Annotated in this window: 15 protein-coding genes; 9 read left to right on the top strand and 6 right to left on the bottom strand. The window is 68.3% G+C overall.

The window, feature by feature from the left end:
• Positions 1–274: 274 nt before the first annotated feature.
• From HZS54_RS04215 to HZS54_RS04200, 4 genes are all read left to right on the top strand, one after another.
• Positions 275–1,213, top strand: coding sequence for a hypothetical protein (locus tag HZS54_RS04215; RefSeq protein ID WP_179920709.1), 939 nt, complete (start codon positions 275–277; stop codon positions 1,211–1,213).
• A 68-nt stretch (positions 1,214–1,281) separates the two neighbouring features.
• Entirely contained in the window at positions 1,282–1,611 is a 330-nt protein-coding gene (locus tag HZS54_RS04210; RefSeq protein WP_179920708.1) for a DUF7957 family protein, read from the top strand.
• 255 nt (positions 1,612–1,866) lie between these two features.
• Positions 1,867–2,289, top strand: coding sequence for a hypothetical protein (locus HZS54_RS04205; protein WP_179920707.1), 423 nt, complete (start codon positions 1,867–1,869; stop codon positions 2,287–2,289).
• Positions 2,290–2,339: 50 nt separating this feature from the next.
• Positions 2,340–3,020, top strand: a complete 681-nt coding sequence (locus HZS54_RS04200; RefSeq protein ID WP_179920706.1) for a hypothetical protein — start codon at positions 2,340–2,342, stop codon at positions 3,018–3,020.
• 42 nt (positions 3,021–3,062) lie between these two features.
• On the opposite strand, the gene HZS54_RS04195 is transcribed toward HZS54_RS04200, so the two are convergent.
• The gene (locus tag HZS54_RS04195; protein ID WP_179920705.1) at positions 3,063–3,599 is read right to left on the bottom strand and encodes a TspO/MBR family protein; all 537 of its coding nucleotides are present in this window, start codon (positions 3,597–3,599) and stop codon (positions 3,063–3,065) included.
• 231 nt (positions 3,600–3,830) lie between these two features.
• Here HZS54_RS04195 and thsA point away from each other — a divergent pair, with 231 nt between their 5' ends.
• Entirely contained in the window at positions 3,831–5,510 is a 1,680-nt protein-coding gene (thsA, locus tag HZS54_RS04190) for a thermosome subunit alpha (RefSeq protein ID WP_179922931.1), read from the top strand.
• A gap of 205 nt (positions 5,511–5,715) precedes the next feature.
• On the opposite strand, the gene HZS54_RS04185 is transcribed toward thsA, so the two are convergent.
• On the bottom strand, positions 5,716–6,264 hold the full coding sequence (locus tag HZS54_RS04185; protein ID WP_179920704.1) for a universal stress protein: 549 nt from the start codon (positions 6,262–6,264) through the stop codon (positions 5,716–5,718).
• 148 nt (positions 6,265–6,412) lie between these two features.
• Between HZS54_RS04185 and HZS54_RS04180 the strand changes: the two genes are divergently transcribed.
• Positions 6,413–7,402 (top strand): ornithine cyclodeaminase family protein, encoded by a 990-nt coding sequence (locus HZS54_RS04180; RefSeq protein ID WP_179920703.1) that lies wholly within the window; start codon positions 6,413–6,415, stop codon positions 7,400–7,402.
• A gap of 4 nt (positions 7,403–7,406) precedes the next feature.
• On the opposite strand, the gene HZS54_RS04175 is transcribed toward HZS54_RS04180, so the two are convergent.
• Positions 7,407–8,000 (bottom strand): nucleotidyltransferase family protein, encoded by a 594-nt coding sequence (locus HZS54_RS04175; protein ID WP_179920702.1) that lies wholly within the window; start codon positions 7,998–8,000, stop codon positions 7,407–7,409.
• 111 nt (positions 8,001–8,111) lie between these two features.
• Between HZS54_RS04175 and HZS54_RS04170 the strand changes: the two genes are divergently transcribed.
• Both HZS54_RS04170 and HZS54_RS04165 read left to right on the top strand, forming a co-directional pair.
• Positions 8,112–9,812, top strand: coding sequence for a thiamine pyrophosphate-binding protein (locus HZS54_RS04170; protein WP_179920701.1), 1,701 nt, complete (start codon positions 8,112–8,114; stop codon positions 9,810–9,812).
• Between the two features lie 186 nt (positions 9,813–9,998).
• Positions 9,999–10,967, top strand: a complete 969-nt coding sequence (locus tag HZS54_RS04165) for an NAD-dependent epimerase/dehydratase family protein (RefSeq protein ID WP_179920700.1) — start codon at positions 9,999–10,001, stop codon at positions 10,965–10,967.
• A 45-nt stretch (positions 10,968–11,012) separates the two neighbouring features.
• Here HZS54_RS04165 and HZS54_RS04160 read toward each other — a convergent pair whose 3' ends face one another.
• From HZS54_RS04160 to HZS54_RS04150, 3 genes are all read right to left on the bottom strand, one after another.
• Positions 11,013–11,711 carry an SIMPL domain-containing protein gene (locus HZS54_RS04160; RefSeq protein ID WP_179920699.1) on the bottom strand — a complete coding sequence of 233 codons (699 nt, stop codon included), beginning with the start codon at positions 11,709–11,711 and terminating at the stop codon, positions 11,013–11,015.
• 126 nt (positions 11,712–11,837) lie between these two features.
• Complete coding sequence (locus HZS54_RS04155) at positions 11,838–12,485, bottom strand: HD domain-containing protein (protein WP_179920698.1); 648 nt, start codon at positions 12,483–12,485, stop codon at positions 11,838–11,840.
• Positions 12,485–13,171, bottom strand: a complete 687-nt coding sequence (locus tag HZS54_RS04150; protein ID WP_179920697.1) for an EthD domain-containing protein — start codon at positions 13,169–13,171, stop codon at positions 12,485–12,487. The genes HZS54_RS04155 and HZS54_RS04150 overlap by 1 nt, the downstream gene beginning before the upstream one ends.
• Positions 13,172–13,311: 140 nt before the next feature.
• Between HZS54_RS04150 and HZS54_RS04145 the strand changes: the two genes are divergently transcribed.
• Entirely contained in the window at positions 13,312–14,253 is a 942-nt protein-coding gene (locus HZS54_RS04145; protein ID WP_179920696.1) for a hypothetical protein, read from the top strand.
• The last annotated feature ends 34 nt before the right edge of the window (positions 14,254–14,287 follow it).

Below are 14,287 nucleotides of genomic sequence, written 5' to 3'. Positions count from 1 at the left end.
ATCTCTGACGCTCGGCCGGTCGCTGTCGCTGTCGCGCAGGCTGGGGAACACGCCGAGCGGCGTTCTGCGCGGCCTGAGCGAACGCGGGCGGTCGCAACTGCGGGCGTACTACCGCGGACTCAGGGGCAGCGGTGGCGGCGGTGACGACAGCGGCCTCGAAGCGCTGACCGACGGCGGCCAGGACCGGTTCGTCGACACGCTTGAAGACCTCGAAGACGGCGGCCGGACGGCTGCGCTCCTGCAGCGCCAACTCGGCGAGACGGACTTCGGCGCCGTGTTCAACGCGGAGTTGCCCGACGAGACGCGCGCGGCACTGCTGCGGGCGTCCGACGACGGCGACCTGTCGCCCTCGGAGACGGCCACGGTCGCGCGGAAACTGGACGAACCGGGTAACGGTGACGTACTCAGGACAATTCGGGGGCTCGATGAGACCGAACAGCGGCGTGCGCTGAAACTGGTGGCAGAGACGGACGATGACGGGATTCGGTTGCTCGACGAGGTGGACGACGGCTCCCTGCAGAAGCTCTTGGACAGCGACGCAATCGAGACGGGCGACCTCGTCGCAGCGACACGGAAGTACGCCGACCTGGACTCGGGCAAGCGGTCGCAGTTCCGGGAGTTGCTTGCGGATGATGACTTGCGTGAGTCGTGGGTGGATGTCGCAGGGGATAGCGAGATCACCGATGTTGATATCGAAACCGCGCTCGCTCGGGTAGATACCAATAGCGAACATACAGTCACCGACTTCGAGATTGGCCGGGATGCGAATCCAACGGACGCCGCACACCCGCCGCACGACCCCGACTCTATCGTCGTCGAGCTAGAACTAAACGAAGGGGACGAGTTCTGGCGCGTGTATGAGCGGAAGCCAGAGAGTTCGAACCCCGACGAGAACCTTCCTGGTGGGTTCGTAGCGCGAAGGTCAACGTTGGAGTCAGCAGATTCTCCCGAAGAGGTCCTCGACCGGTTGGCGTTACTCCGATCTGACTGGCAAGATTACAATCACGTAGGGAAAGTAGCGGTGACCGACGAATTCGTCGAAAATAATCAGATTCGGGTCCAAGTGAGTACGACGCGTCCCCAGGTGAGTGATGTCAGTGACGAAGTTCGTCCTGGCAGGGCCACTCAGTACATCTTACAAGATGATCTGGACCCAGACGCCCAAGGCATAACCTGGAAAGCGATTGAAGAACTAGATTCATTCGTGGACTGACTATTATCCTTTCGCTATTGTTCAATGGTTAAAAAAGAATCTTGTGCTTTGATCCCTCAACGAGACTTATGATCGAGTTCAACGATAACAAGCTGGTGATTGACGACACAACTGTCGAATTACGAAGTAAAGTCGGAGAGAGTCTCGAAATCGGCAATCTGGTTGTGGTTCGGCTGGTCGTTCTGCCCAACGAAACTGACTCAACGAACGTGCTTGCATTCGACAAAGACGGGAACAAAGTCTGGGAGATTGAATCACCGCCGGAGGAGAGGGATCAGCGATCGTATAAAAGCTTGGCCGCAGTGGATGGCAACTTACGAGTGACCAACTGGAACGGATACAGGTACCGGGTTGATCCGGATAGCGGAGAAGTAACCGAAACTGGCTACACCCGATAGTTCAGTAGGCCTGATTATCGAGAGATTTTTCGAATTGAATACCGCGTGATGATGAATACCGCACTTGCGATAATCTTCGTCCGACCGGGTCGAAAGGCGTGGACTGGAGATAGAAGCGTGCATGACCGGCCGATAGCGACGCGATCGATTCCTTCGACCAATTGGACCGTGTCGTCCGGAAGATCGACGACCTCGATGGCGCGGCCAGTCGTCAAGCACGAGACCTGATCGAAGAGACAAATCAACCGTGCGAGAGTGCGCGAGGGTATTGCGAGGATTCGAGACAGGTTCGACGTCATCGAATGCACTGCTGCGCCGGACCGTCTGAGCGAGACTCGGCTCGACGAAGAGTTGCTCCGATCCGGGAGGCCGTCCTCGGAGCAGTTGCTCGAGGACTACCGGAAAGAATGGGTGGAACGTGAGATAGTCGAAAGCACCACTCAGCACATCGAAAACAGAGAGACGGTCTTCGAGATAGCGAGCGATGCGGCCGCAGTACAGACGGCAGAATTGCGTGCTCGTATCGAAGCGTACGTCGACTACCAGCGCGAACAGGGCAACGCGCCGCGAGCGGACCGACTGCGAATCGTCCGAACCGACGGGACGAAACTGGAAGCGACGCTGACCGACGGCACACTCGAATGGGTCGACGACGGTCTGAAAGAGTATAACCAGTAGCGCTCCACGCCCTCGACTGTAGGCCGGGACTCAGCCTCGCCCACTAAGCGATGATCGAACGCGTCCAGATCGAGTTCGGATTCGACTCACCGATCGGATCGAGCGAACTACGCTCGATGCTCACCGAGCTACGGCAACGCACAGACGACGCCACAGGTGGTGAACTCGATACCGTACTGTATATCGGCGCAGAATCCGAATATCTCCCGGAGCAGATCTCGCCGTCTCGAGCCGTGGACTACGTTCTGGAACACAGTCAGGGCGCGATTCAGTTCCAGTACGACGGGTTTCACTACCTGGTACAGGTGAACCCGTCGAGGCCCCTGGATACGGTCGCCGAACGCGACTCGACCGACAGGGTCGTCGTCTCGGTCGACGGCGTCTATTTCACGTCCGACGACGCCGTCGACGCTACGAAGATCGCCGATGTCGTCCGCCTGGTCGAAGCGCATACCACACCGGATACGATAGTCGGGTTCGGCGTCGATACCAGACCCGGCGACCCCACACCCTCTGTCGAGTGGTCCGGGACGGACACCGGCAAGTCGGTCCCTGTCCACTGGCTGACGTTCGTTCCGGCTGGCGTCACGGGAGTGACGGTGCCGAGCGAGATTCACGACCGGCGTGTCCTCGAGGGCGGGGCCCTGTATTTCCTCGCCGACAGTCCGACATCGTTCGAGGATATCGAGCGTCTTCAGCGGAGTATGGCGGCGACTTCTCCAGAAGGCTGATCCTGTGCTCTGAGTTGGGGTGCCGGACCCACCGCTCACCGCTCAGTTCAGCGCGAGGAACCGGTAGTTCAACACCGCGGCGAAGGTTACCCAGACGAGATACGGCACCAGCAGCGCGGCTGCACGGCGGTCGACGCGGTCGAAGGCCCAGATGGTCGCCACGACGGCGGGCCACAGCGCGACGATGACGACGAGCCCGGCGAGCAGGTTCTCGGCGGCGAAGAAGGCGGGCGTCCACGCGACGTTGAGGACCATCTGGCCTGCGAACGCGGCGAGCGCGACCCGGCGAGCGGTCCAGCCGCTCTCGTCCGCACTCCCACCGACGCCGCGCCCGTCGGCCAGCCACACGAGCGCGAGAGCGACGCCCATCAGCGTGAACAGACCCGTCCAGACGACGCCGAACAGCCACGGCGGCGGGTAGATCGTCGGCTTCGCGAGTGCCCGAAACCACGGCGACCCCGGCCCGGACAGCACCGCCGGCGCGGCGCCGACGAGGTTGACGAGCAGGACCCCCGCGACCACCGTCAGCACGCGCTCGCGTCCCCATCCACCGGGCCCGACCGTCGATGTCTCGGCCATGCAGTCCGTACGCTCCCCACGGGCAAATGTGCTCCCCCGGCACCGTCGGACCCGCGCTCGCCGCCGATTCCGCCCGCCGACGCGCCGTTCTCACCCGATGCCCATATATAAATACGTCTTTGATATCACTTCACACACTATCCTCGGGCGCCCAGCGAAGGCAACGACGACATCCTCCGGTACTTTTATATAGAATCGCAAACAACCTCTCTCTTGACTATGGCTCAGCAGATGGGTAACCAGCCCCTCATCATCATGTCCGAGGACTCTCAGCGCACCTCGGGCAAGGACGCACAGTCCATGAACATCACGGCCGGGAAGGCCGTGGCCGAGTCCGTACGGACCACACTCGGTCCGAAGGGGATGGACAAGATGCTCGTCGACGACTCCGGCGGGGTCGTCGTCACCAACGACGGCGTCACCATCCTCGAGGAGATGGACATCGAGCACCCCGCGGCCAACATGATCGTCGAGGTCGCCCAGACCCAGGAGGACGAGGTCGGCGACGGCACGACGACGGCCGTCGTCATCTCCGGCGAACTGCTGGGCAAGGCCGAGGACCTCCTCGACCAGGACATCCACGCCACTATCCTCGCGCAGGGCTACCGCCAGGCCGCCGAGAAGGCCAAGGAGGCCCTCGAGGACATCGCCATCGACGTCGACGCCGACGACACCGAGATCCTCGAGTCCATCGCCGCCACCGCCATGACCGGCAAGGGCGCCGAGAACGCCAAGGACACCCTCTCCTCGCTCGTCGTCGACGCGGTCCAGTCCGTCGCGGACGACGAGGGCGTCGACACCGACAACATCCAGCTCGAGACCGTCGTCGGCGGCTCCATCGACGAGTCCGAGCTCGTCGAGGGCGTCATGATCGACAAGGAGCGCGTCCACGAGAACATGCCCTACGCCGTCGAGGACGCCGACGTGGCGCTGCTCGACACCGCCATCGAGGTGCCCGAGACCGAGCTCGACACCGAGGTCAACGTCACCGACCCCGACCAGCTCCAGCAGTTCCTCGACCAGGAAGAGGAGCAGCTCAAGGAGTACGTCGACAAGCTCGAAGAGGCGGGTGCGGACGTCGTCATCGCCCAGAAGGGCATCGACGACATGGCCCAGCACTACCTCGCCCAGGAGGGCATCCTGGCCGTGCGCCGCGCGAAGAAGTCCGACATGAAGGCGCTCTCCCGGTCGACGGGCGGCCGCATCGTCTCCAACATCGACGACATCTCCGAGGACGATCTGGGCTTCGCGGGTAGCGTCGCCCAGAAGGACGTCGCCGGCGACGAGCGCATCTTCGTCGAGGACGTCGAGGACGCCAAGGCCGTCACAATGATCCTCCGCGGCGGCACCGAGCACGTCGCCGACGAGGTCGAGCGCGCCATCGAGGACTCCCTCGGTGTCGTCTCCGTGACCCTCGAAGACGGGCAGGTCCTGCCCGGCGGCGGTGCGCCCGAGGCCCACCTCGCGCTCGAACTGCGCGACTTCGCCGACTCCGTCGGCGGCCGCGAGCAGCTCGCCGTCGAGGCGTTCGCCGACGCCATCGACGTCGTCCCGCGCACGCTCGCCGAGAACGCCGGTCTCGACCCGATCGACTCGCTGGTCGACCTGCGCTCCCAGCACGACTCCGGGAACCACCAGGTCGGCCTCGACGCCTACACCGGCGACACCGTCGACATGGTCGAGGAGGGCGTCGTCGAGCCCCTCCGCGTCAAGACCCAGGCGGTCGAGTCCGCCACCGAGGCCGCGGTCATGATCCTCCGCATCGACGACGTGATCGCCGCGGGCGATCTGAAGGGCGGCGGCACGGACTCCGGCGGCGACGAGGGCGGCCCCGGCGGCCCCGGCGGCGCGCCCGGCGGCATGGGCGGCGGCATGGGCGGCATGGGCGGCGGTATGGGCGGCATGATGTAAGCCCACTTTTTCGAGCGGAGAGTTCCTCGTGCGCCTCCGGCGCGCTGCGGGAATCCTCCGCTCGAAAAACTTGGGGAAAAAAGCCGGACGCCTTGCTCACTCCGTTCGCTCGCGTCCGGCGAACCGGCGCCTTCGGCGCCGGACGTTTACCCGTCGACCGCCGCACCGTCCGCTGACTGCCTTTCTCCCGTTTTCGCGCCGCGAGCTACGCCGTCGGCGCCGGTTCCTCGGACTCCTCCCCGACGCGTTCGACCTTCGTGCCGCCGCAGTTGCGACACGAGGGGATCTCCAAGTCCTCTTCGGTGTAGTACTCCTCGCCGCAGCTCTGACAGCGGTGACTCGGGATGTGCTGTTGCTCGCGGTCGCCGGTGACGACCACGGGCCGCTCGGCGTCGAGCGTCACCTCCTGGCTGACGCTGCCGAACAGCACCGACCCGAGCGGCGACCGCTTGCGCCCGCCGAGCAGGATCATGTCCGCGTCGTAGTCGTCGGCCGCTTCGAGGATGCCCTCGGCAGGGTCGCCGTATCGCGTGACCGGTTCGACCGAGAGGCCGGCCTCCTCCAGTCGCTCGTACGCGTTCTCGCCGGCTCGCAACTGCAGCGGCGACGCCTCCTCGGCACGGTCGGCCTCCCGGAACACGTGCAACAACTTCACCGCCACGTCCTCGGTCGCGTTCGGGAGCCCGATCGCCGTCTCTACCTGCGCCGTCGCCCGCGACTCCGCCATGTCGACCGGCAGCAGGACTGTGTACATGGGTTGATACCCCAATGTTAACATACGACAAAAGCGGACAAAACTGTTTCCCCTGCGAGCGACGCCTGCGGCGGTCTCGGCGTCGTGAGGGCGCTCTCGGCGCGTCGGGCGGTCGAACCTCTAAGTGTGCGGCGACGGAAGGTCGCGTATGCAGACGCTGCTTCTGGACCCCGACGCCGTCGAAGAGGCCGCCGAGATGTCGGCGGTCGTCTCGGCGGTCGAAGACGCCTTCGTCGCCGACGCGCGCGGCGACGCGCAGATGCCCGCCAAGTCCTACATCGACCTGCCCCAGTACAACGGCGACTTCCGGTCGATGCCGGCCTATCTGGACGCCGGCGAGTGGGACGCCGCGGCGGTCAAGTGGGTCAACGTCCACCCGGACAACCCCGACGACCACGACCTCCCGACGGTGATGGGCACCGTCGTCTACTCCGACCCCGAGACGGCGTTCCCGCTCGCGCTGCTCGACGGGACGACGATCACGCGCAAGCGCACCGGCGCCGCCGCGGCCGTCGCGACCAACCACCTCGCCGTCGAACACGCCCGGACGATGGGTATCGTCGGCGCCGGCGTCCAGTCCTACACGCAGCTCGAAGCGATCGCGACCGTCCGCCCCATCGAGGAAGTCGTCGTCGCCGACCGCGACGACGAGCGGGTCGCCGAGTTTATCGAGGCCTTCGAGGACCGGTTCGACGTGCGCGGCGGGTCCATCGAGGAAGCCGCCCGCTGTGACGTGCTCTCGACGGTGACGCCGGTCGAAGAGCCCATCGTCCACAGCGTCGGCGACCACACCCACGTCAACGCCATCGGCGCCGACGCCGCCGGGAAACACGAGATTGCGGACGAAATCCTGCTCGACGCGACGCTCGTCATCGACGACTACGAGCAGTGTACGCACTCCGGGGAGATCAACGTCCCCTGGAGCGAGGGCGTCCTCTCCGACGACGACATCCACGGCGAGCTCGGCGAGGTGATCGTCGGCGAGAAGCCGGGACGCACGCCCGAGACCGGCGTGACGGTGTTCGACTCGACGGGACTGGCCATCCAGGACGTGGCGGCCAGCCACGTCGTCTACGAGTACGCCGCCGAGCACGACGTGGGCGAGCGCGTCTCGCTGGTCGACACCGACGTGCTCTAAGCGGTCACTCCCGGAGTCCGTCCAGATCCCCGGGCCTGTCCACGTCGAGGCGGACACCCGGGTCGCCCGTCTCGACGACCGCGGCGTCGTCGGCTCGTTCGAAGACCGCGCGCCCGCCGGTGTCGCCCTCGACGGCGGCGAGCGCGTCGAAGTGCCGGCCGTCGAAGAGGACGGGATTCCCGCGCTCCCCCTCGTAGCCCGCGGCGAGCGCGGACCCGCGGCCGTCCCGGTAGGCCGCGACGAGTCGGTCCACGGTCTCGGGGTCGACCCGCGGCATGTCCCCGAGCGCGAACACGACCGCGTCGGCTCGATCGCGGGCCCACGCGACGCCGTGGCGGACGGACGCCGCCTGTCCGGCGGCCGCGTCGGGGTTCCCGACGACCGCGACGTCGAGACCGGCGAGTGCGTCGCGGACGCCCGTCGATCCCGGATCGACGACCGCCGCGACCGGACCGACCTCGGCGTCCGCGAGCGTTCGCGCGGCGTGGCGGACCAGCGGGCCGCCGTCGAGCGTCGCGAGCAGTTTGTCCCGCTCGCCGAAGCGGTCGCTGTCGCCCGCCGCCAGCAGGACGCCCGCGACGGTCGGGTCCCCGATCACGACAACGCGTACGCGGTGGCTCGGGAAGTGTGTGCCGCAAGCGGTGAACTCGGACGGGTCCCGGCGGGCCCCCGCGGAACTACCAAGGCCGTCGCCGTGGTACTCGGTAGCATGAACACGGCCGAGCGGATCGTCGCGACGCTGGAAGCGCTCGACGTGTCGTACGTCTTCGGCTACCCGGGCGGGCGCGTCGTCGAGGTGTTCGACGCGCTGGCCGACTCCGAAGTCGAGGTGGTCCGGCCGCGCGACGAGCGCGAAGCCAGCGTCATGGCCGAGGCGGCCGGGCGGATCACGCGCGATCCGGGCGTCCTCGCCGGCCAGGGGCCGTGGATCGGGAGCCTCGGCGCTATCGGCCAGATGGAGGCGCGGCTGGGCTCGTCGCCGATGGTCGTGATCACCGAGGCGAGCGAGCGCGGCGAGTACGCGACGCTCGCGCCCTACCAGGCGGCCCGGGGCGACTACGGGGGGCTCGACCTGTCGTCGATCCTCGACGGCGTGACCGCCGAGCACTGGGAACCGCGCCGACCCGCCGAGACGGTCCGTAGCCTCCAGCTGGCGTTCAAGCACGCGACCGCCGGCCGGCCAGGGCCCTGCGCCGTCGTCCTCGACGGCGACGCCGTCAGCGAGGAGGTACCCGAGGACCCGACGCCACCGCTGTGGGACGACGAGGCGCAGACCCGAACGTGGGACGCCCGGCCGGTCGACGGCGACCTCGAACGGGCGGTCGACGCGCTCGAAGCCGCCGAGCGACCGGTGGTCCTCGCGGGCAACGGCGTCCACGCCGCGAGCGCCTACGACGAACTCGAAGCGGTCGCCGCGGCGGCGGACGCGGCCGTCGCGACCTCCTACCTCGGCAAGTCGACGATCGCGGAGACTCACGAACGAGCCGTCGGCGTCGTCGGGTCGTTCGGCCACGAGGGTGCCAACCGCGTCGTCAGCGAGGCCGACGTGCTGCTCGTCGTCGGCTGCCGGCTCAACCCGATGGACACCAACTGGGCCGCGGCGTCGTTCATCAGACCGGACGAGCAGACGATCTGCCACGCCGACGCGGACTCGCGCAACGCCGGCTGGGTCTACCCCGCCGACGTGGGCCTGATCGGCGACGCGCGGGCGACGCTGGCGGCGCTGGCCGACCGACTTCCCGACGGCGAGGAAGCCGAGGAGTCGACCTGGGCGCTCGACCGCGCGGCCGAGGCGCGCGAGGACTTCACCGCGCCGGCCTGTGACTCCGAGGCGGTGCCCATCAAGCCCCAGCGGGCGGTCGCGGCGGTCGAGTCGGTCGTCGACGCCGAGAGTATCGTGACGGCCGACTCGGGCAACAACCGCTTCTGGCTGCTCAACTACCTCCAGACGCCCGCCCGGCGGACGTACTTCGGGAGCGGCGGCGTCGGCGGGATGGGGTGGGCCGCGCCGGCCGCGGTCGCCGCGGCGCTGGTGACCGACCGCGACGCCGTCGCGGTGGCGGGCGACGGCGGCTTCGCGATGACGATGACCGCCGTCGAGACGGCGGTCCAGCAGGGCGTCGCGCCGACGTTCGTCGTCCTCAACGACACGTCGCTCGGGATGGTCCGCCAGATGGACGACCAGTTGCCGGGCACCGAGTTCCCGGACACGGACTTCGTCGCGGTGGCCCGGGCGATGGGCGCCCGCGGCGTCCGCGTGACGGCGCCCGAGGACCTGAAGCCGACGCTGGCCGACGCGACGGCCGACGACCGCCCCACCGTCGTCGACGTGCGCATCGACCGGGACGAGCAGATGGCCGAGCAACTGGCGTCGTCGTTCTACGAGGAGGTCGGCGGCCTCCACGAGTAGCGGGGGCTCGTGACGCAATCGGGGCGAACAGGCGGCGGCTTCGACCCGCGGAGCGGCGCGCCGCGCGACCGCTCCCCGCTCCGCGGCGGCTCTCAGTGCATGCTCGGAGGTGGTCGCGCTCTCCGGGATAAACGTCAGCACCGGATCTTGCGGCAACTTTTTTCAGTTCGTCGGCGAACGTGCGGTATGGCAACGGTACTGGTGACCGGCGGGACCGGCTTCATCGGGGCGTACGTCGCCGCCGACCTGGTCGAACACGGTCACGACGTGGTCGCGTTCGACCTGTCGACCGAGGAGACCCGGCTGGCGAAGTTGGGTGTCGCCGACGAGGTCGAGGTGATCGGCGGCGACGTGACCGACCCCACGGCGGTCGTCCGGACGGTCCGGGAGACGGGGGCGACGCACGTGGTCCACCTCGCGGCGCTGTTGACCGACGGGGCCGAGGCGAACCCGCGGGCGGCCCTCGAAGTGAACTGCGAGGGGACGAACAACGTCTTCGAGGCCGCTCGCACCCTCCCCGACCAGGTCGAGCGGGTCGCCTGGGCCTCCTCGGCGGCGGTGTACGCGCCGCCCGAGAGCTACGAGTCGAACGACCGCGGCGGCTGGGTCACCGAGGACGACCTGGTGTACCCGGACACGCTCTACGGCGCGACCAAGGAGTACAACGAACACCAGGCCCGCGTCTACGGGGAGGAGTACGGCGTCTCCCACGTCGGGCTGCGGCCGACGGTCGCGTACGGCCCCTACCGCGAGACCGGCGGCTCCGCGTTCCTGATCGACCTGATCGAGAAACCGGCCCTCGGCGAGTCGTTTTCCGTCGACTACGGCGACCAGGTGATCGACTGGCAGTACGTCCGCGACGTCGCGCAGGCGTTCCGGAAAGCCGCCTTCGCCGACGAATCGGAGCTCTCGCGGCGTATCTACAACGTCCGCGGCGAGTGCGCGACGGTTCGGGAGGCCGCCGAGGCGGTAAGCGAGGTGGTGCCCGACGCCGAGATATCGGTCTCGGACGAGGGCGAACTGCCGTGGACCCAGACGCTCGACATCGCGCCGGCCCGCGAGGACCTGGGCTACGACCCCGAGTACGACCTCGAAGCCGGCATCGCCGAGTACGTCTCCGTCCTCCGCGAGGAGCGGGGACTCGACCCGCTCTAACGGTGCGTATCCATCGTCATACTTCGGATACGGTCAGTGCGGCCCTCACTCCGCGGTCGCGTTGTAGGTGATCTCCACGGTCGCCGAGACGCTGACGGGGCTGGGTTCGACCGTCGTCCCCGCGTCGGCGGCCCGCTGGACGAGGAAGCCGCTCCCGTCGCCCGTCGACACGGAGCGGACGTTCCCGAGCGCGAGGTCGGTGCTGTCGGCGACGGCCTCGGCCTGGGCGCGGGCGTCGTCGACCGCCTCGTCGATGGCGTCGGCGCGCAGCTCCTGGCGGCGGTCCTCGGAGACCGCGAAGGCGACGCCGCCGATCTCGGTGGCGCCGTTGGCGACGGCGGTGTCGATCACGGCGCCGGCCGCGTCCGTATCGTCGGTCGTCACCGCGAACGACTGCCGGGCGACGTAGGTGGTCGTCCCGTTGTCGGTGCGCTGGAACACCGAGTAGCTCGTCGTATCGACCGATTCGACCGAGAGGTTCTCGTCGGTCAGGGCGTCGCGGAGCGTCGTGACGGTGTCCGCGAGCCGGTCCGTCGCCGCCGTGGCGTTGTCGGCTTCCGCCGTCGCGGCGACGTCGACGACGGCCCTGTCGGGTTCGGCCGTCACCGACCCCGTCGCCGAGACGGAGACCGTCGACGCCTGGTTGCCCGCCTGGGCGCTCCCGAGGAACGCGGCGCTCGCGACGCCGAAGGAACTCAACAGGACGATACCCGCCAGCGCGACCGCCGTCAGTTTTCGGTCCATGTGGCGGTCCGACGGCTCGCCCTCGAATTGTAATCCGCGCGCTATCCCCGGTACGGTCGGCCAACCCGGCGGTAGGCGGTTGATTCGGCCCGACCGGTCCCGCCGATCCGTCCCGCGGTGGCCCGGTCAGCCGCTCGTCTGGGAGTACTGTTCGACCCACTCGTCGAGCGTGATCCCCATCGTCGCCTGGGTGATGGCGTTCGAGGAGGCGGCGTTCGCGCCCGTGACGAGTTCCGCTTCGAGCGTTCGGTCGGGCACCTCACCGAGGAAGTGGGGGATCGCTCGCTGGACTGCGACCGGGCAGCCGACCTCGTGGGCGAGCGCGTAGCCCGACAGCGAGTGGGGGATCGTCTCGCCGGCGTAGCGCGGGTCCGGATCCACCAGGTCGGCGTCGACGTGGTCGACGTACTCGTAGCACTTGCCCACGTCGTGGAGCAGGCAGGCCGCGACGACGGTGTCGGTGTCGACCGCGGCGCCGTGGCGATTTCGCTGGACTGCGGCAGTCTCGACAGCGATCTCGGTCACCCCGCGGGTGTGCTCGACGTTGCTCACCTCGCTGATGTTCCAGGCGTAGGGCACGTCGCGGATATCGCGCCAGCCGCCCCGGCGGAGCCCCAGGACCCACGCCTCGACCACCCGATCGCGGAGGTCCTCGTCGGTGACCGCGTCGAGTTCCGGGAACGCGTCGCGGACCTGCCGCTCGTACTCGCTCCCCTCGTTTCGGGTCGAATCGGCCGCGTCGTCGCCGTCGTGGCCGCGTTCGTCGTCGACCATCAGTACCCCTCGGCGTCGGTCGCGTCGAACTGGACGGTCTCGCGGCCGATGAGCCGCGGCCGGTCCTCGACGGCGAGGAAGTTATCCACGTCCGCGCGGGCGGCCGCGGCCACCTCCTTGCTCGGGTCGTAATCCCGCGATCCGGGCGAGCCGAGCGCGTCGTACAGGTCCGCCAGCGACTCGAAGTACAGCTCCGCGACGCCGTCGAACGCGGCGCTCTCGGGGTCGACGGGGTACACCGTGTGATAGCGGACGACGCCCTCGATGTCACGGGCCAGCGGCGTGTGCTCGGTCTCCCAGTAGTCGCGAAAGTCGTCGTGGCTCGTCCCCGGCTTCCGGACGAGAAACGCCGAGTGCTTGTAGAGCCCGTCGGTGTCGCCCCCGGTCTCGTCCTTCCGAACGACCTCCTCGCCGTCGAACCGCCGCGGTTCCCCGGCCGCGAAATGGTCGTCGCCGCGCGCGCCGATCGAGCCGACGGCGGCGTCCAGATCATCCAGCGACTCGAAGTACAGCTCGGCGATCCCGTCGAACTCGGCGACCTCGGGGCCGGTCGGGACGACGGTGTGGTGACGCACGACGCCGTCGATCTCGCGGACCTGCGGCGCGCGCTCGTCGAGCCACCGCTCGCGGAACTCGTCGTGGCGCTCCCCCTCGCGCCGGACGAGCAGCGCGATGTGTTTGTACATATCTCACACACGGACCGGCCGCCGGATGTACCTTCCGGCGATACTTGCCGGACGACCCGTGGAGTAGCGACACGGCGGTCGTTCAAACGCCCCCTGTACCCTTCTGAAGGCCCTTATCCGGGACGCCCGACCGTTCGGGTATGAATCGACGCGAGGTCCTCGCCGGGTTCGCGGCCGGCGCCGTCGCCCTCCCGGGCTGTCTGGGCGACTCGGACGGCGCGGGCGACGGGTCGCCGTCCGCGACACCCACGGGGACGCCGACCGAGACCGCACCGCCCGAGACCGCCGGCGAGCCGCCGACCGGGACCACGGACGGCACCGAACCTGGAACCGACGCCGGAGCGAACGCCGACTTCGTCGACGAGACGCTCGTGGTCCCCGAACTCGCCGCGCCGAACTCGCCCGATTCGCTCGGGGTCTACGGTGACCGCGACGAGCAGTTCGTCGTCGCCCTGCTGGCCGGCGATCCGGAGACTGCACCGCCCGTCGAGGAGATCGAACTCGTCGCCGACGGCGTCTCCTATCGCGCGACGACGGACGTGGGACCCCAGCGGTGGGGGCTGTTCGACCTCGGCGGGCCGTATCTCCCCGACCGCGACGCGTTCGCCGGCTGGGTCGTCGTCCGCCTGCCGAAGCCGCTCGACGCCGACGAGGTGCGGCTCTCGTGGCCAGGCGGCGAGTCCTGGCTGGCCGACGACGCGCTCGCGGCGCTGGCACGACCGCCGGCGTCCTTCGAGGTGCGGTCGTTCACGGCGCCCGAGACGGCCGAACCGGGCGAGTCGGTCACCGTTCGGTTCGAGGTCGCCAACACCGCCGACGTGGCCGGCACCTTCGTCGCGGCGGTCAACCGAAACTGGCCGGCGTACGGCCCAGTCGCGGGGCTCAGGCTCCCGGTCGCCGCCGGCGAAACCGCGACCTGGGCACGCGATCTCGTCGTCGAGTACCCGAGCGGCGACGGCGCGCGGACGCTTCGCTTCGACCTCATCTGGCGCAGCGACTACCGGGAACGGACCGTTACCGTCGACCCGCCGACGCCCACGGCGACCGAGACGCGACCGATCACGCCCGACCCCTCCGAGTGACGCTTCATCCCTCCTCGCAATTTTTGCCGTAACT

Source organism: Halosimplex pelagicum (assembly GCF_013415905.1).
Classification (GTDB): domain Archaea; phylum Halobacteriota; class Halobacteria; order Halobacteriales; family Haloarculaceae; genus Halosimplex; species Halosimplex pelagicum.
This window is presented reverse-complemented; position numbering and strand designations above follow the sequence as displayed.